Origin of the sequence: Rhodococcus opacus (assembly GCF_012396235.1) — a bacterium.
GTDB lineage: Bacteria > Actinomycetota > Actinomycetes > Mycobacteriales > Mycobacteriaceae > Rhodococcus_F > Rhodococcus_F opacus.
Genome location: NZ_JAAXPA010000046.1, coordinates 1 through 19,366, shown reverse-complemented (window position 1 = coordinate 19,366; position 19,366 = coordinate 1). Strand labels below are relative to the sequence as shown.

General features: G+C 65.4%; 21 protein-coding genes and 1 pseudogene. 6 read left to right on the top strand and 16 right to left on the bottom strand.

Annotated elements, in window-relative coordinates; all coding sequences use genetic code 11:
- Positions 1-50: 50 nt before the first annotated feature.
- The gene (locus HGB39_RS35990) at positions 51-404 is read right to left on the bottom strand and encodes a YtxH domain-containing protein (RefSeq protein ID WP_005567915.1); all 354 of its coding nucleotides are present in this window, start codon (positions 402-404) and stop codon (positions 51-53) included.
- 177 nt (positions 405-581) lie between these two features.
- On the opposite strand from HGB39_RS35990, the gene HGB39_RS35985 reads away from it, so the two are divergent.
- On the top strand, positions 582-1,790 hold the full coding sequence (locus HGB39_RS35985; RefSeq protein WP_005567914.1) for a fatty acid desaturase family protein: 1,209 nt from the start codon (positions 582-584) through the stop codon (positions 1,788-1,790).
- 61 nt (positions 1,791-1,851) lie between these two features.
- On the opposite strand, the gene HGB39_RS35980 is transcribed toward HGB39_RS35985, so the two are convergent.
- On the bottom strand, positions 1,852-2,532 hold the full coding sequence (locus HGB39_RS35980) for a GAF and ANTAR domain-containing protein (RefSeq protein ID WP_005257832.1): 681 nt from the start codon (positions 2,530-2,532) through the stop codon (positions 1,852-1,854).
- 310 nt (positions 2,533-2,842) lie between these two features.
- On the opposite strand from HGB39_RS35980, the pseudogene HGB39_RS39325 reads away from it, so the two are divergent.
- Positions 2,843-3,284 (top strand): annotated as a pseudogene (locus tag HGB39_RS39325) (hemerythrin domain-containing protein); the annotation flags it as partial.
- Here HGB39_RS39325 and HGB39_RS40430 read toward each other — a convergent pair.
- The 3 genes from HGB39_RS40430 to HGB39_RS35960 all read right to left on the bottom strand — a co-directional run bounded on the left by HGB39_RS40430 (position 3,281) and on the right by HGB39_RS35960 (position 5,048).
- Positions 3,281-4,039, bottom strand: a complete 759-nt coding sequence (locus HGB39_RS40430; protein WP_376744850.1) for an ANTAR domain-containing protein — start codon at positions 4,037-4,039, stop codon at positions 3,281-3,283. The pseudogene HGB39_RS39325 and the gene HGB39_RS40430 overlap by 4 nt on opposite strands.
- Positions 4,040-4,304: 265 nt before the next feature.
- Positions 4,305-4,598 (bottom strand): hypothetical protein, encoded by a 294-nt coding sequence (locus tag HGB39_RS35965; RefSeq protein WP_005567911.1) that lies wholly within the window; start codon positions 4,596-4,598, stop codon positions 4,305-4,307.
- A 30-nt stretch (positions 4,599-4,628) separates the two neighbouring features.
- Positions 4,629-5,048, bottom strand: coding sequence for an Hsp20/alpha crystallin family protein (locus HGB39_RS35960; protein ID WP_005257842.1), 420 nt, complete (start codon positions 5,046-5,048; stop codon positions 4,629-4,631).
- Between the two features lie 125 nt (positions 5,049-5,173).
- Between HGB39_RS35960 and HGB39_RS35955 the strand changes: the two genes are divergently transcribed.
- A complete protein-coding gene (locus HGB39_RS35955) occupies positions 5,174-5,533 on the top strand; it encodes a MerR family transcriptional regulator (protein WP_005567910.1) in 360 nt (119 codons plus the stop codon).
- Between the two features lie 8 nt (positions 5,534-5,541).
- On the opposite strand, the gene HGB39_RS35950 is transcribed toward HGB39_RS35955, so the two are convergent.
- The 3 genes from HGB39_RS35950 to HGB39_RS35940 form a co-directional block, all read right to left on the bottom strand.
- Positions 5,542-6,225 carry a hypothetical protein gene (locus tag HGB39_RS35950; protein ID WP_005567909.1) on the bottom strand — a complete coding sequence of 228 codons (684 nt, stop codon included), beginning with the start codon at positions 6,223-6,225 and terminating at the stop codon, positions 5,542-5,544.
- 29 nt (positions 6,226-6,254) lie between these two features.
- Positions 6,255-6,812 carry a CsbD family protein gene (locus HGB39_RS35945; RefSeq protein ID WP_005567908.1) on the bottom strand — a complete coding sequence of 186 codons (558 nt, stop codon included), beginning with the start codon at positions 6,810-6,812 and terminating at the stop codon, positions 6,255-6,257.
- 215 nt (positions 6,813-7,027) lie between these two features.
- Positions 7,028-9,166, bottom strand: a complete 2,139-nt coding sequence (locus HGB39_RS35940; protein WP_005567907.1) for a catalase — start codon at positions 9,164-9,166, stop codon at positions 7,028-7,030.
- 235 nt (positions 9,167-9,401) lie between these two features.
- Between HGB39_RS35940 and HGB39_RS35935 the strand changes: the two genes are divergently transcribed.
- Both HGB39_RS35935 and HGB39_RS35930 read left to right on the top strand, forming a co-directional pair.
- On the top strand, positions 9,402-9,851 hold the full coding sequence (locus HGB39_RS35935; protein WP_043790345.1) for a hypothetical protein: 450 nt from the start codon (positions 9,402-9,404) through the stop codon (positions 9,849-9,851).
- Between the two features lie 117 nt (positions 9,852-9,968).
- On the top strand, positions 9,969-10,949 hold the full coding sequence (locus HGB39_RS35930) for a LysR family transcriptional regulator (protein ID WP_005567905.1): 981 nt from the start codon (positions 9,969-9,971) through the stop codon (positions 10,947-10,949).
- Here HGB39_RS35930 and HGB39_RS35925 read toward each other — a convergent pair.
- The 5 genes from HGB39_RS35925 to HGB39_RS35905 are packed head-to-tail and all read right to left on the bottom strand — an operon-like array spanning position 10,918 to position 16,128.
- On the bottom strand, positions 10,918-11,751 hold the full coding sequence (locus HGB39_RS35925) for a carbohydrate ABC transporter permease (RefSeq protein WP_005567904.1): 834 nt from the start codon (positions 11,749-11,751) through the stop codon (positions 10,918-10,920). The genes HGB39_RS35930 and HGB39_RS35925 overlap by 32 nt on opposite strands.
- Positions 11,741-12,736, bottom strand: a complete 996-nt coding sequence (locus HGB39_RS35920; protein ID WP_005567903.1) for a carbohydrate ABC transporter permease — start codon at positions 12,734-12,736, stop codon at positions 11,741-11,743. The genes HGB39_RS35925 and HGB39_RS35920 overlap by 11 nt, the downstream gene beginning before the upstream one ends.
- Entirely contained in the window at positions 12,711-13,574 is an 864-nt protein-coding gene (locus HGB39_RS35915; protein WP_005567902.1) for a metallophosphoesterase, read from the bottom strand. Before HGB39_RS35915 ends, HGB39_RS35920 begins: the two co-directional genes overlap by 26 nt.
- Positions 13,571-14,947: an ABC transporter substrate-binding protein gene (locus HGB39_RS35910; RefSeq protein WP_005567901.1), complete on the bottom strand. Its 1,377-nt coding sequence runs from the start codon at positions 14,945-14,947 to the stop codon at positions 13,571-13,573. The genes HGB39_RS35915 and HGB39_RS35910 overlap by 4 nt, the downstream gene beginning before the upstream one ends.
- 50 nt (positions 14,948-14,997) lie before the next feature.
- On the bottom strand, positions 14,998-16,128 hold the full coding sequence (locus HGB39_RS35905; RefSeq protein WP_043790385.1) for an ABC transporter ATP-binding protein: 1,131 nt from the start codon (positions 16,126-16,128) through the stop codon (positions 14,998-15,000).
- A 576-nt stretch (positions 16,129-16,704) separates the two neighbouring features.
- Between HGB39_RS35905 and HGB39_RS40425 the strand changes: the two genes are divergently transcribed.
- Positions 16,705-16,911, top strand: coding sequence for a three-helix bundle dimerization domain-containing protein (locus HGB39_RS40425; RefSeq protein WP_081276478.1), 207 nt, complete (start codon positions 16,705-16,707; stop codon positions 16,909-16,911).
- A 93-nt stretch (positions 16,912-17,004) separates the two neighbouring features.
- On the opposite strand, the gene HGB39_RS35900 is transcribed toward HGB39_RS40425, so the two are convergent.
- From HGB39_RS35900 to HGB39_RS35890, 3 genes are all read right to left on the bottom strand, one after another.
- The gene (locus HGB39_RS35900) at positions 17,005-17,706 is read right to left on the bottom strand and encodes an MspA family porin (RefSeq protein ID WP_005567897.1); all 702 of its coding nucleotides are present in this window, start codon (positions 17,704-17,706) and stop codon (positions 17,005-17,007) included.
- Positions 17,707-18,174: 468 nt separating this feature from the next.
- Positions 18,175-18,372: a three-helix bundle dimerization domain-containing protein gene (locus tag HGB39_RS35895; protein WP_043790384.1), complete on the bottom strand. Its 198-nt coding sequence runs from the start codon at positions 18,370-18,372 to the stop codon at positions 18,175-18,177.
- 668 nt (positions 18,373-19,040) lie between these two features.
- A partial coding sequence (locus HGB39_RS35890) for an HNH endonuclease signature motif containing protein (protein ID WP_168442995.1) occupies positions 19,041-19,366 on the bottom strand: 326 nt, incomplete at its 5' end.

Sequence of the window (19,366 nt, the reverse complement as noted above, 5' to 3'; positions counted from 1 at the left end):
CTCACGTCGGAATGCGCAGAATTCAGCGGCCCGCAACACCGCCTACCCGGTCAGTTCGGGCTTTGGGTGTGCTTGCCCTCCGTCGGTGAAGTAACGGTCGGCGGGGCCGTGGGAGTGCGGCCCGCCGCGTCCTCCAGTGACACTCCGTTGGTCGGGGCGCCCGTCGCGCTCGTGTCCGTGCCACGGTGGGTAGCCTTCTTCGCCAGTTCGCCGACCTTGTGCTGCACCTGCGGCGCCTTGTCCTTCACGGTCTCCGTCGCCTCGCTCACCTTCTCCTGCACGGTGGGGTTGTGCCAGAGCTCGAGGGACTGATGCCTCATCTTCTCGTAGGTTTGCCGGCCGGACCGAGTGCCCAGGACGAAACCCGCGGCCGCGCCCGCTGCGAAGATCAACACTTTCTGCATGACGTCTCCTGACTGTTGTGTGGCCCGAGCGGTCAGCCGAATCGTCGTCCGAACGCTCCTCCTGCACAGCTTGCCCTCAGCTGCCGAACCCAAACCGCGCCGGCGACGACTTCCGAACTAACTCACATCTCATCTGCGCGTAACCTACGGTTCCGTAACTTGCCGTAGCGTAAGGACATGGCGATTTCGGATGTCAAGATGTACACCCACCTGACCGAGGCAGATGTCGAAGCTCTCGGTATCGAGTTCGACACGATCCGACGAGACATCGAAGCCTCGCGCGGGGAGAGTGATTCCCGGTACATCAGAAACGCGATCCGGCTGCAGCGGTCACTCGAAATCGGCGGGCGTGCCCTGTTGTTCGCGAGCCTGTTCCCACCGGCGTGGCTTGGGGGTACCGCGATGCTCGGCACCGCCAAGATCATCGAGAACATGGAACTGGGGCACAACGTGCTGCACGGTCAGTGGGATTGGATGAACGATCCGGAGATCCACTCGTCGTTCTGGGAGTGGGACATCGCCGGGCTCTCGGAGCATTGGAAGCAGACCCACAACTACGTTCACCACAAGTACACGAATGTGCTGGGCATGGATGACGACGTGGGCTACGGCATGCTGCGGGTCACTCGCGATCAGCAGTGGACGCCGTTGAGCGTCGGCAACCCGGTCTACAACCTGTTGCTGCAGTTGTTCTTCGAATACGGCGTTGCCCTCCAGCACCTCGAACTCGGCAAGGTGGTTACGGGCGGTGTCGATCGTGAGGAGTTCGAGCGCAGGTGCCACGAGGTGCTCGGGAAGGTCGGCCGCCAGGTGCGCAAGGACTACGTCGTCTACCCGGCGCTCACCGGTCCGGCGTTCCTGACGACCTTCACCGCGAACCTGACGGCGAACATGATCCGCAACGTGTGGACGAACGCCGTGATCTTCTGCGGTCATTTTCCTGACGGCGCCGAGAAGTTCACAACGAAGGACCTCGAAAACGAGACGCGGGGTCAGTGGTACTTGCGGCAGATGCTGGGTAGCGCGAACTTCGAGGCGGGCCCGGTCATGGAGTTCATGAGCGGCAACCTCTGCTACCAGATCGAACATCATCTGTTCCCGGACCTGCCGAGCAACCGCCTGCGTGAGATCTCCGTGCGGGTGCAGGCGCTGGCCCAGAAGTACGACCTGCCCTACACGACGGGTTCGCTGCCGATGCAGTACTTCAAGTCGTGGCGGACCATCGCCAAGCTGGCGCTGCCGAACAAGTTCCTCAGGGCAACCGCCGACGACGCACCCGAGACTGCATCGGAACGCAAGTTCACCGACTCGCCCCCGCAGATCGATCCGCTCACGGGCACGCGCCGTGGGCTGTTGACCGCGCTTCGTGCACGGGCGGGAGCTTGACACCGCCGGGTCGCCACTCGAGCACGGGCGATTTCACCGATTCGTGGTTCGTGGCCGGTTCTCATCTGCGTTCGGTAATCCGCTGTGCGATAACACTCAACCGGGTGTTGGTTTCCTGAGAGAGTCTGGTGAGCAGCTCGAACGCACGGATCGCGTCGATGTCGAATCGCTCCATCAGCATTCCCTTCGCCTGCCCGATGACGTCGCGTGAGGCAACCGCTGATCGCAGCTGCTCTTCGGTCCGTACAGCGGTGAGTGCTAGCGCGGCGTGGGCGGCGAGAACCTCGCCTGCTGCTTCCTCGTTGGGACCGAACGCGTTCGGCGAGAATGCAAACAGGTTGAGTGCTCCCATCTTCCCTTCGGACGTATACAGCTGAAAGGACATCGAACTGAGAATCCCCACATCGACGGCGGCGGCAGCGAACTGCGGCCACCGCGATTCCGAGCGAAGGTCTTCGCTTCGCACCACGAGATTGTTGAGCGCCGCCGCCACACACGGTCCCTGCCCGAGTTGTTGCTGAGCGTGGTCGAGCGTTCGGAGCAGCTCGGATGTCGGCGCGACGGTCTCGAATTTATTGCCACCGGAGATGAGCAGAATGCCCGCGCACGTTTCGTGCGGCATCAGCTCGACAACTGCGGCGGTGACAGCGCGCAGGCGTTCGTCGAGGGTGCGTGGGCCGGAGACACTGCGGGCCAGCTCGGCCATGGTGCGGCTGAGGTCCCCCGCGCCGGAATCGCTCACTACCACTCCTCGGGTCGGTCGAAAGGATGGCTGCAGGAAGGCGCCCCAGTTGGGGAACGGTCCGATAATTACAGCGTCCCGGCTCGGGACGCGGTCGCCGCGGTGTTACGAGAGAGCCGGAACCCGAGCGCGACCATGGCGACGCCGAGGAACACCGCACCGACGATCAGGGCGTCGAGCCGGAATGGTGTGTGCGTCGTCGATGACGCACCGGTCGAGTCATGGAGTGCCTTTCTCGGAGGGTAGGAACTCGAATGCCTGTTCCCGAGTGGTACCCCAGCACCCCATCGCGAAACAGTCACGGCCGAACGCCCGCGTGGAAAAAGGTCGCATCGTCGACGAGATCATCGAGGCCCTCACGGTGCACACCTACATCGAGAACGAGAGCATGTATCCGGAAGTGCGCGATCTCGCCCCCCCCCGACCTCGAGGACGACATCCTCGAATCCTACGAAGAGCACCACGTCGCGGACGTGCTGGTCGTCGAGCTGGCAGCGATGGAACCCGACGACGAGCGGTTCGACGCGAAGACCACCGTCCTGATCGAAAGCGTCGAGCATCATATCGAAGAAGAAGAGCAGGAGTGGTACCCCAAGGTACGAGAAGAACTGGGGCGTAAACAACTTCAGGAGATGAGTGCGCGGATGCTGGAGTTGAGGGACAAGGCTCCGCGGTTGAGGGGTCCCTCACCGACGCGCCGTCCGCACGCTCCCCACATCCCTTGTGGGCGGCTCCGCCGGCTATGGGCTTAACCGGGGAGCCTGGCCGTCGTCGCGTCCGGACACGACGAGGACGTGAGTATCGAAGTACCCTGCCGCGAGCGAGAGTAATCCCGTGTCCTTGCAATTGCTTTCACCCCGTCGGCACCGGACGTCAGATCGACGAGTTCCTTCGCCAGCCGAGCGAGTTTGATGTTTCTCTGCTGCGAGCTGACGACGAGGAAATCGAAGGCCTCGTCCGCGGACACACCCCCGGTTGCCATGACGATGCCCTTCGCCTGCTCGATGATGCTGCGCGACTCCATGGCTTTGATCAGACCCGCCGCTTCCTCACGCGCCTCCCGACCATCTCGTGCGAGCCGAATCGTCGACGCAATCAGGCTGGCGTACACCCGGAGCAGGGCAGCATCGAATTCCGAGAAGGCTCGGCCGACGCGGCTGTACAGATTCAGCGATCCCAGGACGTCTCCCACGGACAGCGGAGCACACAGAAAACTGCCCGACTCGAAACCAGCAGCTTCAACCGCGGACGCCAACGCGGGCCAGCGCCGAATCACCCCCTCACCGAATTCACCTCTCAGTACCGCGCACGTGTCCGCAGCGACAGGACCCGGGCCCATGCCTGTCCGTATCTGGGCACCCTCGATCGAGGCGATGCGAGGATCCGTGCACGCCACCGACCCACTGCCCCCAGCGCCATAGGAAAGAACCGCCCCAGCCATCTCCGCGCCGCTGACGGCATCGACGGCCCACTCGCACAGTCGTTGCAGCTGAGTGTGTCCGGACACTTCTTCTTCGAGAAGTCGACGCAATGCGTCGAGTGTCTTTCCGATCGCCTCGACATCTCCGCCCCAGCCGCCGTGCGCGGACACGCCAAACCCCTTTCTGCGTGGTTTGCACCAATTAATCTATGGTTCCCGATAAAGATATCGTGCGACGCGGTACGTCTCAACGCAAGGAGCTCACGGAGGGAATGCCCAGCGTGCGAGCGCGAAGTAGCCCCCGGCCCGTCCAGCGCGAGAACGGCAGGCCGGGGACTACGGATGGACAACGTCAAGTGTTCCCGTGCGGCGGAGAGCGTTGGGTGGCATCTACTGCCGGGTTCGGACCCCTGCGCCGCATGGTGGGTGCCACCGCGTGCAGCGGCGGCCTCGTCTTCTCGCCGGGGACGTCCGTTGTCGAAGTCGGTGCCACGTCCGTGAGGACCGGTGCGGGCGCGTCGGCGAAGATCAGGTCCACCTCGGCTGCCAACAGCTGGCATTCGAGGTCATCCCACACGTACTCGACCTGTGGCAGTTCCGCTTCCACGGTCGAAGGGCTGATCTGTGCGTACACCATCGTGGTCATCCCTCCCGCTGTGTGTCGGATCGGCGCGGGTCAGGCGCTGACGGCCTTTCTGTCGTCGCTGTGGGTGATCTCGATCTTCCGGGCCTTGGCGCGTTCGGCCACCGGGACCGTCAGCCGGAGCACCCCCGATTGGTAGTTGGCGGTGATCCGGTCGGTGTCGAGGTTGTCGCCGAGGAACAGCTGCCGGCTGAATACGCCCCTCGGTCGCTCCGAGGCCAGCATTTCCTGGTTGTCGGCGCGCGCGGGGCGTTCAGCATGAACGGTCACAACGTTGCGCTCGACATCGAGCGAGACGGAATCGGCGTCCACCCCTGGCAGGTCGAACTCGACCACCAACTGTTCGCCTTCGCGCCACGCGTCCATCGGCATGGCCGCCGGTCGCGCCGTGGTGCCGAGGATCTGCTGAGTCAGGCGGTCGAGATCGCGGAATGGATCAGTGCGCATCAACATTGTCTCCACCTCCAGAAACCCGAATCGTGATAGGTAACCTTCAGCAAATGCTGTAGATTCGTTATAGCAAACGCTCTAGCTCCTCGCAAGAGGGTTCGGCGGACTCGATTCTCGAGGAGGACGCGATGTCGAACGACGACAAGTCGCGAGCCAAACAGGGGGTCTACGGCATCACCGTGGCGTCCGAGCTCTCCGGGTTCGGCACCCAGGCGCTGCGTTTCTACGAGCAGCACGGCCTGATAAACCCTGCCCGCACCAGCGGCGGAACACGCCGCTACAGCGACGACGACCTGCTTCGCTTGCGGCGCATCGCCGAGCTGATCGCGGACGGGGTCAACCTGACGGGCATCGCTCGCGTCCTCGATCTCGAGCACCTCAACACCGAGCTCGCGAGCGACAACGATCGCCTCGTCGAGGCCAATAGCCGGCTCGAGAGCGACAACGCTCGACTCAGAAGGGACGGGACTCGCGGCGGGCGAGCCTGAGTGTCAGATCACCGTTGCCCGTTGACTGCCGTCTCGTTGCGGCGCTTGTCCTTTTCCGCCTCGGCCAGCTTCTCGGCGCGGTCGGCACGAGCACGTTTGTCCGCTGCCTCGTCCTGCTTGTTCGCGGCGTCCTTCAGCTGGGCCTTGGCCGGCCCTGCCGCCACCTTCTCGGCTTCCCGGAGTTCGGTCTGCTCGGCGCGGTGCTCGGCCTCTGCCGCCTGGGTGCGTTGGGCGGCAAGTTGATCGGCGTTCTTCTTCGCGACCTGCTTGCGGTGCTGGGCGTCCCGTTCAGCCGCCTGTTTGCGCTCGACCTCGCGTCGGCGTGCCTGTTCGACGTCCCGCTGCTTCGCCTCGCGCGCTGCCGCCTGCTCCTTCTGAACCTGCTTACGCTTGGTTTCCAGTGCAGTGTCGGCCTCGGCCTCGGTGCGTGCAGCCTCTTCTTCGAGTTTTGCCGCCCGGGCCAGTGCGTCGCTGCGCTCGGTCAGTGCGTCGCCGCGCCGCTCGGTGTCACGGTCTCCGAGTGCACTGCCGACGGCGCCGTCGAGCACGCCCAGAGTGCGCTCGTACATCAGCCGGGCCGGCGATTCGGTTGCCAGCCGGGACATCAACTGGTCTTCGACGAGTTGCAGAGGAATCCGCAGGATCGTGTACTGCAACCGCAAGAGCGTGATGGGGACGGTAAGGACGTTCATGGAATCTCCGATTATTCGTAGGGAGTGGATCAGGACAGGCCGGCGTCGTTGCTGAGGCCCTCGGCGGCGCGCCGAACTCGTTCTGCCTCGTCGCGGGCGGCGTTCGCTTCACGGACAGCCCGCCGGTGTTCGTCGGTGGCGTCGACGGCTTCTTCGGCGGCGGCGACCGTCTTCGCCCGTTCGACGGTCTCCGCCCGGGCCGCTTCGTCGCGGGCGTCGGCCGCCGCGCGGGACTGCTCCTGCGCGACCTGGCGGTGCTGTTGCTGCTCCGCGGCCCGGTGCTCTGCTTGCTGCCGGTTCCGGGCAGCTTCTTCGGCGGCCGCCGTCTCGGCCCCGATCGCAGCGCGTTCCTCGGCACTCTCACGACGCACCTGGCCGAGTTCCTCTGCGGCCTGCGAGGTTTCCGCCCTGGCCACGGCCTCCGCACTGTTCGCCTCTCTACGTTGCTGCGCCTGCGCCTGTTGCAGCTGTCCTTCGGTGGCCAGCGAGTCGTTGCCGGTCACGGCCCCGGCCACTTCCTTCACCTTGCCCTTGACCGAGTCGAGGAGACCCTTGCGCGCTTGTCCGGACGTGTTCTGCTCGTTCATGACTATGTCCTCCTGGTATTCGGGCGGGCGACGGTACCGCCACCCGCAGTGGCGTGTTGTCTTTCATCCTTTGCTCCGGAGGTCGGGTGTTCGGTGTGCGCCGCAAGGTCGAGGACGCGCCGGACGCCGGGTAGTTCGACCGAGGACGGCGCACTGCGCGGACAGCAAGTTCTCGCGGTTCTCGTCCACACCATTCACTTCACAACCGGGTCACGTCACACCTGACGCTCCCAGACCCGGTGGGACTTCATCAGCGCAGTGATCCCGTCGAACAGTGCGGACGCGTCGTCGGCGATCACGATGCCCGGAGCCTCGGCCGGGATTCCGGCGGCTTCGAGGAGGCCGCGACCGGCGGCCCAACCCCCGATCGCCTTGCAGTGCCGGAATGCCTCCGTCAGCAACACGTGCACCCGCGGGTCCGACGCCGGCGCCGCGACGAGAATCGCGTCGAACTCCACCGACCGCATCGTGAGGAACGTCCGGGACACCGGGACGGCGCCCTTGCCCGACCCCAGTTCGCCACCGTGCGGTCCGATGACGAGCGGCACCATGCTGTTCTTGCCGATCATCTCGACCGCGTCGGCCACCTCGGACAGATCCGACTCGTCATCGGCGACGATGCCGATGATCCTCCCGTCCAGCGGCCACTCGGCACCGACCTGCGACAGCGCGGGACTGGGCGTCGGTGCCACGTCGAAGGCGACGCTCGGCGCTGGCGCCGGAAGGCCGAGACCCGTCGCCACCTGCTCGCACAGACCGGGGTCGATGTTCGCGACGACCTCGAGTGCACGCTCCTTGATCACCTGCTCGTAGCACTTGCCCAGCTCGAACGTGTAGGCCTCCGCGACGTGCGCCTGCTCGACCGGGCTCAGGCTCGCATAGAACAGTCGGGCCTGCGAGAAGTGGTCGTCGAAGCTCGCGGGGGCGGCGCGTAGTTTCGTCGACTCCGGCATCGGCACCGGAACCTCCACGAAGGCAGCGTCCGCGCCGGCCAGGAACGGGCAACCGCCGTCGAGGGAGTTCGGTCGATACGGCGCGACACCCGGGTGGACTCCCGTCTGGTGCATGCCGTCGCGCAGCATGTCGTTGACCTCGGCCTGGGGCCGATTGATCGGTATCTGACCGAAGTTGGGCCCACCCAGCCTGCTGATCTGAGTGTCGAGGTAGGAGAACAACCGCGCCTGCAGAAGCGGGTCGTCGGTGACGTCGATCCCGGGAACGAGATGCCCGGGATGGAACGCCACCTGCTCGGTCTCGGCGAAGAAGTTCGTCGGATTCGCGTCGAGCGTCATCAACCCGATCGGCTGCACGGGGGCCAGTTCCTCGGGCACCATCTTGGTCGGGTCGAGCAGGTCGATGCCCTCGAACGTCTGGTCCGGGGTGTCCGGGAACGCCTGGATGCCCAGCTCCCATTCCGGGTACGCACCGGACTCGATCGCGTCGGCGAGATCGCGGCGGTGGTAGTCGGGGTCCATGCCGTTGACGATCTGCGCTTCTTCCCACACCAGTGAGTGCACACCGAGTTTCGGCTTCCAGTGGAACTTGACGAGCGAACTCTCACCCGCCGCGTTCACCATCCGAAAGGTGTTGACGCCGAAGCCTTCCATCATCCGGTACGAGCGGGGAATGCCGCGGTCGGACATATTCCACAACGTGTGCGCGGTGGCCTCGGTGTGCAGGGACACGAAATCCCAGAACGTGTCGTGCGCGCTCTGCGCCTGCGGAATCTCGCGATCCGGGTGCGGCTTGGCCGCGTGAACGACGTCCGGAAACTTGATGCCGTCCTGGATGAAGAACACCGGAATGTTGTTTCCCACCAGGTCGAAAGTGCCTTCGCCGGTGTAGAACTTGGTCGCGAAGCCTCGGGTGTCGCGTACAGCGTCGGCCGACCCCCGGGAGCCGAGGACGGTGGAGAACCGCACGAAGACCGGCGTCTCGACGTCCTTGCCGAGGAACGCCGCCTTGCTGATCGGTTCGGCGGAACCGTATCCGCGGAAGACGCCGTGGGCGGCCGCACCGCGTGCGTGCACCACCCGCTCCGGGATCCGCTCGTGATCGAAGTGCGTGATCTTCTCACGGAGATGGTGGTCCTGGAGCAGGGTCGGTCCCCGGGTTCCCGCCTTGAGCGAGTGATCGGTGTCGTACAGCCGCGCGCCCTGCGCCGTGGTGAGGTGCTCACCCTGCTGGCCGCGGGCCGTATCCGGACCTTCGACGGGTTGCCCGGTCGCGGTTCCCAGCGCGGGAGCCCGCTGATCGGGCTTGGGAGGCAACGGCTCGGTGGGTTCCGTGGGCTCGGCGAGCGACGGGGTACCGGAACCGGGAGTACCGGGAATGGGCGGGTTGTTCTTGGGCACGGGCGTAGCTCCTCGCTGAAAAATCCGTGGGATCGGCGCCGCATCGTTGCTGTACGGTCCGCTCTTCTCGGAGTGCCCAACCGTTCGCAAACCGAATCAGGAGGGGCGCAGCGCCACACCGTGCCCCGATCGGGAGACGCGGTTTCGCATTCGCGTCCCAGGGCATAGCTACAACAGATATCAATCACACACGAAGTAGGAATCCGGCGTTGTGCTACGTCGGAAAGGAGTGATCATGGGCACCGAACCAGGCACGCAGTTGAACGAGGAACCACAGTCCGAGCGCGGCCCCAAGGGCTCACGCGACGCGGGACCGGACCAGGCCGGAGCAGGCCAGACGGGCCGCAAGCCGGGGTCTCTGGATCAGGAAGAGGTCACCTCTTCCGCGGAATCGGGCACGAACCCTGCGCCCGCCGGCGGCTCGCTGCCTCCCGGCGACGCGGAGCCGGCCACACCGCCCTACGACGGCCGGACGACCAGCACGAAGGAAGGACGCCCGGAGCACGACGACCATGTGGACTCCGGCGGAATGCAGTCGCCGAAACCCGGGGAGACACCCCGCGGTGCGGTGGCCTCGCCCGCGGAGGAGAAGCCCGCCGCACACGCCGCCGAGACCGAGGGCAGCGACTCCGGAGTGGGACCCGCGCATCAAGGAGGCGTCGGCAAGGCCGAAGACAAGAAATAAGAAGTCACGTCCGCGGCGAAGGCCGTACTCGCGTAGTTCACCCCCGGTTTCGACTCGACGCTAGCCTTGTAGAGCGAGCCACCGGACACGAGGCGGCGCTGTCGCCGGGGAGTGACTATGGAGTTCAGACATCTCGTCGCGTTCATCACGATTGCCGAGGAATTACATTTCGGCCGGGCCGCTTCGCGGCTGCACCTCTCCCAGCCGTCCCTCAGCTCACAACTACAGAAGCTCGAGAAGTCTCTCGGTGTGAGACTCGTCGCGCGGAACTCGCACGAGGTCAGGTTGACCTCCGCGGGACGGGAATTCGTGACACAGGCCAGGCTGATCGTCTCCCACATGGAGAGGGCGACGCGGATAGCGAAAGCCACCGCGGACGGCCGCTCCGGCACCCTCGACATCGGATACAACATGCCGGCCAGCAGGCACGTCCTGCCGGCGGCGCTGGCGCGGATGAGCGCAGAGCACCCGGATGTCGTGGTGTCGTTGTGGGAGAAGCGAACCGGACCGCAGCTCGTCGATCTCGCGGGCGGCACGCTCGACATAGCGCTGGTGTACGGGCATCCGCGGACGGCCGACTTCCGGTACCGGCTGGTCTTGAGGAAGATTCCACTCGTCGCCGTCGTAGGCAAGGGCCACAGATGGGCGGGGCGGGCTGCGGTTCCGTTCGCCGAGTTGGCGACCCAGGGGTGCGTGATGTTCTCGCGCGATCAGTGCCCCGCTATGTACGACTCCATCTTCGGCGCGGCGTCCGATTCTCGAATCTCGCTCGACGTCGCTCAGACCGCCGACGACCCGGGCGCGACGGCTCACATGGTGTCGGTCAAGCCGTTGGTCGGGTTCGCGTCGCTGCCGCGCGCCAATTCGGGCGGACTCGATGCGATGGGCGTGAATACTGTGGCGGTGAGATTGGTCGATCCGATTCCGACGATCGACCTGTACGCGGTATGGCGGGGCGGCGAGGTGAATCCTGCGGTGTTCTCCTTCCTCGACTGCGTCGACGATTCCGACGAACTGGAACGCGGCGAGGGCGGCCCGGTCACTGTTCCGCCCCATGTTCCGAGACCTATTTCAGTCCGGATCGGACGAACGCGTTGACGATGTGCCGCTGCAGGACGACGTAGAGCGCGAACACCGGGAGGCATGCCAGACCCGCGACGGCCATCATCGGCCCCCAGTCGTTGCCCTCGGTTCCCATGAAACTCCTCAGCCCCAATTGAACGACGGCGTTGCTGCGCTGCAGGACCACCGCGGGCCAGAAGTACTCGTTCCAGGCATTGATGAACAGCAGGATCGACAGCGCCGCCAATGCGGGACGCAGATTCGGTACCACGACGGTCCAGAGGATCGACCACGAGGAACGGCCGTCCAGTGTGGCCGCTGCGACCAGTTCCTTCGGGAAGCTGGCCATGTGCTGGCGGAGCATCAGGACACCCAGCGCGGAGCACAGTGTCGGCACGATCACACCGACGAGGTTGTTGATCAGTCCCATTTGGTACAGCAGTACATAGTTGGGGAGCATCGTGACCTGGAACGGCACCAACCAGGTTCCGACGAACGCAAGGTAGATCAGCCGTTGGAAGCGGAACGAATACATCGCGAACGCGTACGAGGCAAGCAGAGCCACGAGGAGCTGACCAGCCGCTGAGACGCCTGAGACGGCGAACGTGTTGGCGAGCAGGCGGATCACGTCGACTTTCTCGGTCGCGTCCACATAGTTGCCCAATGACAGCGGCCACGGAACGGGGGAGAGGGAGCCGACGTCGTCGGGCCGTCGCAGTGACGTCGCAAGCAGCCAATAGATGGGAAAGATGCACCCGAGGGCAATGGCGACGAGGACCGCATGTCCCCGTGCTCGCCGCCACAACGGCTCGGGTGCGAGTGATTGGCTAGTCGTCATGGAACGAGATCCTTTCCGAGATCCACACGAGAACACCCGCAACGAGACCGAATCCGACGAACAGCATGATGCCCGCGGCGGCACTCAGGCCCGCGTCGAAGCTGTGGAACCCGTAGTCCCACAACAAGTAGTAGATGTTGGTCGTCGCCTGCGACGGTCCGCCCTGGGTCAGGGTGTCGATGAGCGGGAAGGTCCACTGCGCGCTCAGCAGCACGGTCATGAGTCCGAGGAACACCAGGGTGGGGGACAACAGTGGCAGGGTGATCCACCAGTCGATCTGCCGCCGTGTCGCCCCGTCGACTTGCGCGGCCTCGGCGTAGTCCCCGCTGATGCCGGCCATCCCGGCCGACACCACCAGCACGGCGAAACCCATGAAATGCCACCCGGTGATGGCGACGATCACCCATTGCGCCGTCGCCGGTTCGTGAATCCAATTGGTGTTTGAGCCCAGCACCCGGTTCACGATTCCGGCACCTGGGTCGAGGAGCCATTGCCACACCGCCGCGCTCGCGACAGGGGCGACGAGAAAGGGTGCGAAGATCAGGCTCTGGTAGATCGCCCGGGCTCGGCCGTGGACGCCGCGGGTGGCGAATCCGACGACCACCGGTAGCACGAGCGTGAACGGCAACAGACCGACGATGAGGATGACTGTCCGCCAGACGGAGTCACCGACCGCCGGCAGCTCGAGCAGCCGGCGGTAGTTGTCCGGGCCGACGGGAACCATGGGGGTGGTCGGAAGCAGGTTCCAGGAGTAGGTGGAGAGTTGGGCCGCCTGAACGAGCGGGCGGTAGGTCCACACGACCAACAATGCGACAGCCGGTGTCAGGTACAGGTACGGCTCGGCCACCCGCACCACCCTCCGCAGAGGGTGGGTACGGATGGCAGGCACCGCCACCGGTTCCCGGACGGGTGTTGTCGCGTCAGCAAGATCCGGTACGGCAACGAACACGATCGCCTCCTCACCCCGCCCGGAGCTGGAGGGCATGCAACCGGGCGAGCATGTCCTGTTCGGGGATGTCGTAGACCGTTTCGGCGGGGGTCGTCTCGACCGCGGTGGCGACCACCGTGGATTCGAGGACATCGATCCGGCTGAAGCCGTGGCCGGCGACGCCGCGGTGGCTGCCCACCCCCGCGATCGGGTCCACCCGGTAGGACAGGGCCGGGCCGACCCACACCGGGATCCTCGCGACCGCCCCTGAGCTCGTCAGATGGGAGTGCCCACAGAGGATCATCCGCACATCGGAGCCGGCCAGAACAGCCGCGAGCCGGTCGGGGTCCTGGAGGCGGAGGTAGTTCACCGTGGCGACCGGCGACGGAATCGGCGGGTGATGCAGGACGAGGAGCGTTCCCCGCCCGCTGGGCTGGGACAGTTCCTCGTCGAGCCATGCCAGCTGCTCGTCCGTCAGCCAACCCTCGTGTCTCCCGGGTGTGGTGCTGTCGAGCACGATCACCCGGAGACCGTGGATGTCGTGGACCGCGTCGTGTGGGGCCTCGAGATCACCACTGCCGGAGTCGAGTCCGAGTAGTTCGGTGTGGAAGGCGGTGCGGTCGTCGTGATTGCCCATGGCGTAGACAATTTGCGCCCCGAGTTCGGCGGCCGCCGGCTCGACAACCTCGCGCAACCGCCGGTAAGCCTCCGGTGCCCCGTTGTCGGTGAGATCGCCCGACAACACCACCGCGTCCACGCGCTGCCGGGATCCGACGATGCGGTCGAGTGCGCGGGCGAGGTTGTCGAGGGTGTCGATCGTGCCGTGGACGAGGTCACCCTCGGCGCGGATGTGGGTGTCCGTCAGGTGAATCACCGTGACGTCGGCGGGGGTCACTGGGTGGGCAGAAGCGCGGTGGCCTGCTTCTGGGCGGCGTCGAGGGTGGATTTCGGGTCGGCGTCCTGGTAGACGACCGCTTCGACGGCATCCATCATGCCGTCCCGGATCTGCAGGTAATTGTTGCCGGGCATCGAGATCCACGGCTCCATCGAGCCGAGCTGGGCGATGTTCGGTGCGAGCAGCGGATTCTTCTGCGACCACTCCTGCAATCCGGCAGGATCGTCGACGAGTCCGGTGCGCAGCGGGAGGTACCCGATTCCCTGCGCGATCTTCGTGTAGGCCTCCTCGCTGGTGAGGAACTTGATCAGTTCCCACGAGGCGCGCTGCTTGGCGGGATCGGATGCGAATGTGAAGAGGGAGGCCCCGGAGTTGGTGGGCACAGGGGCCGTGCCGTCGAAGATGGGCATCGTGGTGGCGCGCAGGTCCCACTTGTCCTTGGCACCTTTGACGAAGGTGCCCTGGATCGCGCTGGTCTCGAGGATCATGCCGATATCTCCGCGAGCGAAGGCCTCGTAGCCCTGCTGCTGGCTCAGCTTGGGGGTCGATCCCGATTGCACCAGGTTCTGGGCCATCTCCGTTACCTGCACCGCGGGGTCGTCAGCGAACGTGAGTGACGACCGGTCCTCGGCGATGACCCGCCCGCCGTTGGACCGGACGAGGCTCTGGAAGCACCAGTCCTTCGAGGTCTTGGTCAGGCAGTCGAGGTAGACGCCGCCCTTGCCGGTCTTGGTGGTGATCGCGGCCGCTGCGGCCGCGACCTCGTCCCACGTCTTCGGCGGTGCCGCCGGGTCGAGCCCGGACTGCTCGAACAGTGTTGCGTTGTAATAGAACACGGGAGTGGAAAAGACGAAGGGCACACCGTAGGTGGCGCCTCCCCAGTCACCGAGAGTGCGCGCGGTCGGGGCGTACGAGTGCTTCGCGCCGTCGAAATTCTTCTGCACCGCATCTTTGCCGACAAGGTCGTCGAGCGAGTGGGCGCCGAGCTGGTGGATCGTGAAGTCCAGGTCGCTGAACCCGAGCTGCGCGACGTCCGGGGGCGATCCGGCCACGGTCTGGCTCTGGATGCTCGAGATCGTGTCGGTGGCCGGGTTCGGGCTGTTGCCCTGCGGCTTCTGCGCTGTGACGTGGATGTTCGGATTCTGCTTGGTGAAGTCGTCAATCAGGGCGTTGAAGGTGTCGGTCCACGCTCCCGCCATACCGTAGTTGTAGCTTTCGAACACGATCGACACATTCTGGTCCGGAGCGAGTTCCGGCACCGGATCGGTGCTGTTCGCCACGGGATCCGTGGTTGTGGTGCCGAGGCCGCCGCAGGCGGTCAGGACCAACGCGCTGGTCACCAGCGCGCCCAGCCCGGGCAGGGTCTTCTTCACTGAGGTTCTCCTGTTGTTCGTGTGTGGGGGCTCGTGAACCGTGCCGGCGCTCATGCCACCGACAGCGAGGCATCGCGTGGCGATGCCCCGTGCTCGTGGGGAACGTGCCAGACCAGCCGGCGGCCGGTCCCGGAGTCGAACAGTTGAATGTCCTCGGGGCTGACACTCAACGCGGCGGCGTCGCCGACCTGCGCGGCAACCGGGCGTGGAGCGCGGACGCGAATGACGGTGCCGCCCACGGTGACGTGCAGGATCTCTTCGCTGCCCAGGTTCTCCGATGCGGTGACGACACCGCGGAGCTGGACATCGGTGCCGTTCAGCCGGATGCGTTCCGGCCGGATGCCGGCGGTCACCTTCTGCGGTCCGATCGCCGACCCGGCGAACAACCCGAGTGGCGCGTCGACGCAGTCGGCGACGAGGTGCAGTTTCCCGGCCCGCTCGATCACCGTTGCGTCGAACAGATTCATCGGTGGCGCGCCGAGGAAGGCGGCGACGAACGTCGAACGCGGAGTGTCGTACAGCTCAGTCGGTGTACCGACCTGCTCGATCGTCCCATTGTTCAGCAACGCGATTCGTGTCGCCATCGTCATCGCCTCGACCTGGTCGTGGGTGACGTACAGGAATGTCGATCTCAGCCGGTGGTGCAGGTCGATGAGCTCGGTGCGGGTCGCGCTACGCAACGCGGCATCGAGATTCGACAGCGGCTCATCCATCAGGAACGCCCCGGGGTCGCGAACCATCGCCCGTGCCAGCGCCACCCGCTGGCGTTGTCCGCCGGAAAGCTGGGCGGGGCGCCGGTCCAGGTGGTCTTGCAGACCGAGCGCCGACGCCACGGTGGTGATCCGCTCCCGGATCTCGTCCTTCGACCGTCTGCGGGCACGCAAGGGGAAGCCGATGTTCTTCGCGACGGTCAAATGCGGGTATAAGGCATAGCTTTGGAACACCATCGCAACGTCCCGCTGTCGGGGTGGTGTCCTGGTGATGTCGTTCTCGCCCAATAGGATGCGGCCCGACGACGGGCTCTCGAGGCCGGCGATCAGACGCAGCAGCGTCGACTTCCCGCACCCGCTCGGTCCGAGGAGAACCATGAACTCTCCGTCGGCGATGTCGAGGTCGACCTCACGCACTACCTGCGCGGTGCCGAATTGTTTGGACACACCTTCGAGTCTTATTCGCGCCACCCGCATCTCCTCGGTTGTTCCGTGTTTCCCGGAGACACCTCAGCAGCCGGGGGTGACGGTGCGGTGAACGCCGCGCCGCGAACTCCCGTCCCGGCCCGCGTCGGGGCGGTGGCATGCAGCGACGATAGGAGGAGTAGGCCCGCGCGATAGGAAATTCCGCACGTCCGCTGTCGCGTGGCCGATGGGACAATCGCCAAGCGCAGTGGAAATGATTGACGATTAGCTACTTTCGCTCAGCGAGCCTTCACCGACTCCGGCAGTTCTGTCGCGAGTCAAGGTGAGGGGTCGAAAGCGGCAGGCGACCCGGCGCCGACATCGTGCGGCCTCCGTCGGCCGGTGCAAGTTGACCATTCTCGACGATCCGCTCCGGTGATGCCCTTCGTCACAGATTCGCGCACACCAGTTCTTGCATCCCACGTGATGCGCGCTTCTGACGGGAGCGGCAGGCCCTGGCTTGCGGTGCGTTTGCCCATGTCAGCGACCCGACCCGCGGTGTGAACAGCGTCTCGGCCAGAGCGGGACCCGCCGAGGACGAGGCGAACCGGTGACTTCGGTGCGGCTTGACCCCATCGCCGAATTCGGCGGAACGATGAAGAGCGGCTCCATCTCACCAGGGTCATCGACGGCCTCCAGTCTCGGTACCCGGACGTCTCCCGGGACACCATCGACGAGGTTGTACGCTCTGCGCACAGCCGCTTCGCGGACCGGAAGGTACACGACTTCGTGCTCCTGCTCATCGAGCGGGCCGCCCGCGAAAGGATCCAGGAACTAGTGGCGTCGTAGGCGTTGTCGCGCCAGGCGAACAACCGCGCCGGGTCGCCATCCACGATCGGGATGGCGACCCGTTGCGTTCCGCGGAACCTGTTCCAGCACCGGTCAGTTGAGCTTCTGCGGCACACCGTAGGTCATGACGGTGTCACCGTTGGCTGTGACGGCCTTCGCATACGGTCGGATGGTGACCGGTCCAATCGCTCCGGAGATGGAACCGTGAACGCCCTGCATCCGGACCAGCGCCTCGGGTCCGTCGAACTCCTGACCCTCGAGCAGCGGGACCTCGGTGATACCTCCCGGCTCCAGGTCGATGTCCAGCTCCTGCGACGGGATGATGTCACCCGCCAGCTCCGCGTTGGTCCCCGCACTCAGATCCAGCGTGAAGTCAGGGACGAGCCCCAGGTCGATTCCGGTGTCCGACCCGATCGCGAACCCGAGGCCGGGCGAATTGAGGACGATGGTCGCACCGGCCAGCGCAACCGGGTAACCGATCTGGTATCCGACGGTGAGCTGTGTGGCCTCGAACTCCGCGGCGTCGGGACCGCTGATGTTCACCGCGGCGTATCCGTTGTGGAAGAACTCGACACTGGTCGGTACGCCGTCGAGCGGCGGGACGACCTGATACTGCGTGTCGCCCTGCAGGACCTCGATGCGGTTGCCGTCCGCGTCGATGACGGAACTGGAGTTGTCGACACCGGCCGAGGCGGTGCCGTTACCCATCACCATGGCAAGTACGGCGATACCTGCGACCGCCGCCAGGCGGGTGAAGGATTTGTATCCGGGCCGAGCTGTGCTGATGTTCGTCATGCCGATCCCCATTCAGTACGTACTGCAACCGATACGAAAAAGCATGCAGAGCGTAACCATTCGAGCCCCTCGGCGTCTTCGTGTTGTTCAGAAGTTCACGAGCGTTTCGCGTAATCCACCACCGCTGACCTGGTATTCCGTGGCACGATGGGCCGGACGAGGGCGGTCGACGGCGGCCAGCGCGGAGCGGGTCGGTCGTAGCGGCACCGGGAGTTCGACCACCGAGGCGCCCGAGAACGTTCACCCAGACTTCCCGGTCGCTTTCTCTCCCACACTTCTGGGCGACGCTTACGCTGAGGGAGTGTCGCGGCAACCGATGTCGACCCATCAGGATGCGACACCTCGACCCCGCCTCGCTGACGTCGGTGCCGAACCGACACCAGCGGCTCGGCGGGGTCCCGTATGTCGAGACGTTGCGGCCGACCAGTGCCTCCGCGTCGGGAGTGAGCCCAACACCGAACCCGTGCGCTAGGTGTCGTCAGTGAGGGACCTGAGAGCAGCGCGTTCGACGAGCAACGGAACGAAGTCACGTACTGGTCGTCCGTCGAACTGGTGGTGTGCGGTGTCGATCGCCTGGTTGATCACTCCGGAATCGATGGTCGGAAATCGTGCCGCCAGGCGTTGTCGCACCACGCTGATGTGCTGTTCCTCGGTGGTGGAGTTCATCTTCGAATTGTCGTCCCAACGGTGGCGTGAATGCACTGTTTCGCCGGGTACACCCGCCAGCGGGAATGTGGACACCGGCTCGCCCGCCCATTCGAGGTGCGCCGCGACGGTCAGCGCGTTGCCGTCCTGCCAGAGCGGTGCGTTTCGGCGTGTGCGAGCGCGTTGGGTGCAGGTGCCGCCCAACCAGCAGCTCAGGCGACACCTGCACTCCACCCCTCGCGTGTGCCGACTCGTGTGCCCGAGACGTCCGCGTCGTCATGTGACCACCATGACGAAGCAGACGTTACCAGAAAACGGGCCAATCGGTTTGTTTCATTTCTTAGGGGCGGACATGCCGTCAGCGGTGAGCATCCGCCTGCCCTGCTGCGCACAAGTCACCTCGGCGGTAATCGACGCAGTGGGGTCCGCGCGATTGGACGCGACAGCTATGGCGGCCGCATCCTGGCCGAAGAATTACCACCTACCCGCGTGTCGGGGGCGGACACAACCGCAGGGAAGCGCACTCGGTCCGCTGGGCTGTACCTGCGGACCGATCGCGCCGGTGCCGGTTGCCGCAGCCGACCGATCCAGTACTCCCACAGATGGCCGGCGGACCCCGCCACGACGGCATGCCGGCTTGGCGACAGGATTTGTCCTGTCACCGAGTCGGCGTGCGCTGTGTCGCGTGGTCAGGACGCTCGGGGCCGGGCCCGGTTGTGCGCCGGTATCGGGTTTCGTTCCCAGTCGACCTGCCCCGGTGGGATGAACGTGGGGTGCCGGTCGGCTCCCATCTCTATCTCCCAGTCACTGTGGTGCAGCAGCCGGTGGTGGAATCCGCAGAGCAGCACCAGGTTACCCATGTCGGACGGCCCGCCTGCGGACCAGTGAATGATGTGGTGACCTTCGCACCAGGACGGCGGCGCACCACACCCGGGGAACGCGCATCCTCGATCCCGCGCCACCAACGCTTTTCGCTGCCTCTTCGTGACTGTTCGGGTGGAGATGCCGAGGTCGA

Bases quoted from the DNA above. Each gene is read 5' to 3' on its own strand.
- HGB39_RS35935 (WP_043790345.1), top strand. From the start codon at position 9,402: ATGGGCACCGAACCAGGCACGCAGTTGAACGAGGAACCACAGTCCGAG.
- HGB39_RS35955 (WP_005567910.1), top strand. From the start codon at position 5,174: ATGTCGAACGACGACAAGTCGCGAGCCAAACAGGGGGTCTACGGCATC.
- HGB39_RS35960 (WP_005257842.1), bottom strand. From the start codon at position 5,048: ATGTTGATGCGCACTGATCCATTCCGCGATCTCGACCGCCTGACTCAG.
- HGB39_RS35920 (WP_005567903.1), bottom strand. From the start codon at position 12,736: ATGCCCTCCAGCTCCGGGCGGGGTGAGGAGGCGATCGTGTTCGTTGCC.
- HGB39_RS35965 (WP_005567911.1), bottom strand. From the start codon at position 4,598: ATGACCACGATGGTGTACGCACAGATCAGCCCTTCGACCGTGGAAGCG.
- HGB39_RS35950 (WP_005567909.1), bottom strand. From the start codon at position 6,225: ATGAACGTCCTTACCGTCCCCATCACGCTCTTGCGGTTGCAGTACACG.
- HGB39_RS35990 (WP_005567915.1), bottom strand. From the start codon at position 404: ATGCAGAAAGTGTTGATCTTCGCAGCGGGCGCGGCCGCGGGTTTCGTC.
- HGB39_RS35985 (WP_005567914.1), top strand. From the start codon at position 582: ATGGCGATTTCGGATGTCAAGATGTACACCCACCTGACCGAGGCAGAT.
- HGB39_RS35925 (WP_005567904.1), bottom strand. From the start codon at position 11,751: ATGACGACTAGCCAATCACTCGCACCCGAGCCGTTGTGGCGGCGAGCA.
- HGB39_RS35930 (WP_005567905.1), top strand. From the start codon at position 9,969: ATGGAGTTCAGACATCTCGTCGCGTTCATCACGATTGCCGAGGAATTA.
- HGB39_RS35900 (WP_005567897.1), bottom strand. From the start codon at position 17,706: ATGACGAACATCAGCACAGCTCGGCCCGGATACAAATCCTTCACCCGC.
- HGB39_RS35895 (WP_043790384.1), bottom strand. From the start codon at position 18,372: ATGAACTCCACCACCGAGGAACAGCACATCAGCGTGGTGCGACAACGC.
- HGB39_RS35945 (WP_005567908.1), bottom strand. From the start codon at position 6,812: ATGAACGAGCAGAACACGTCCGGACAAGCGCGCAAGGGTCTCCTCGAC.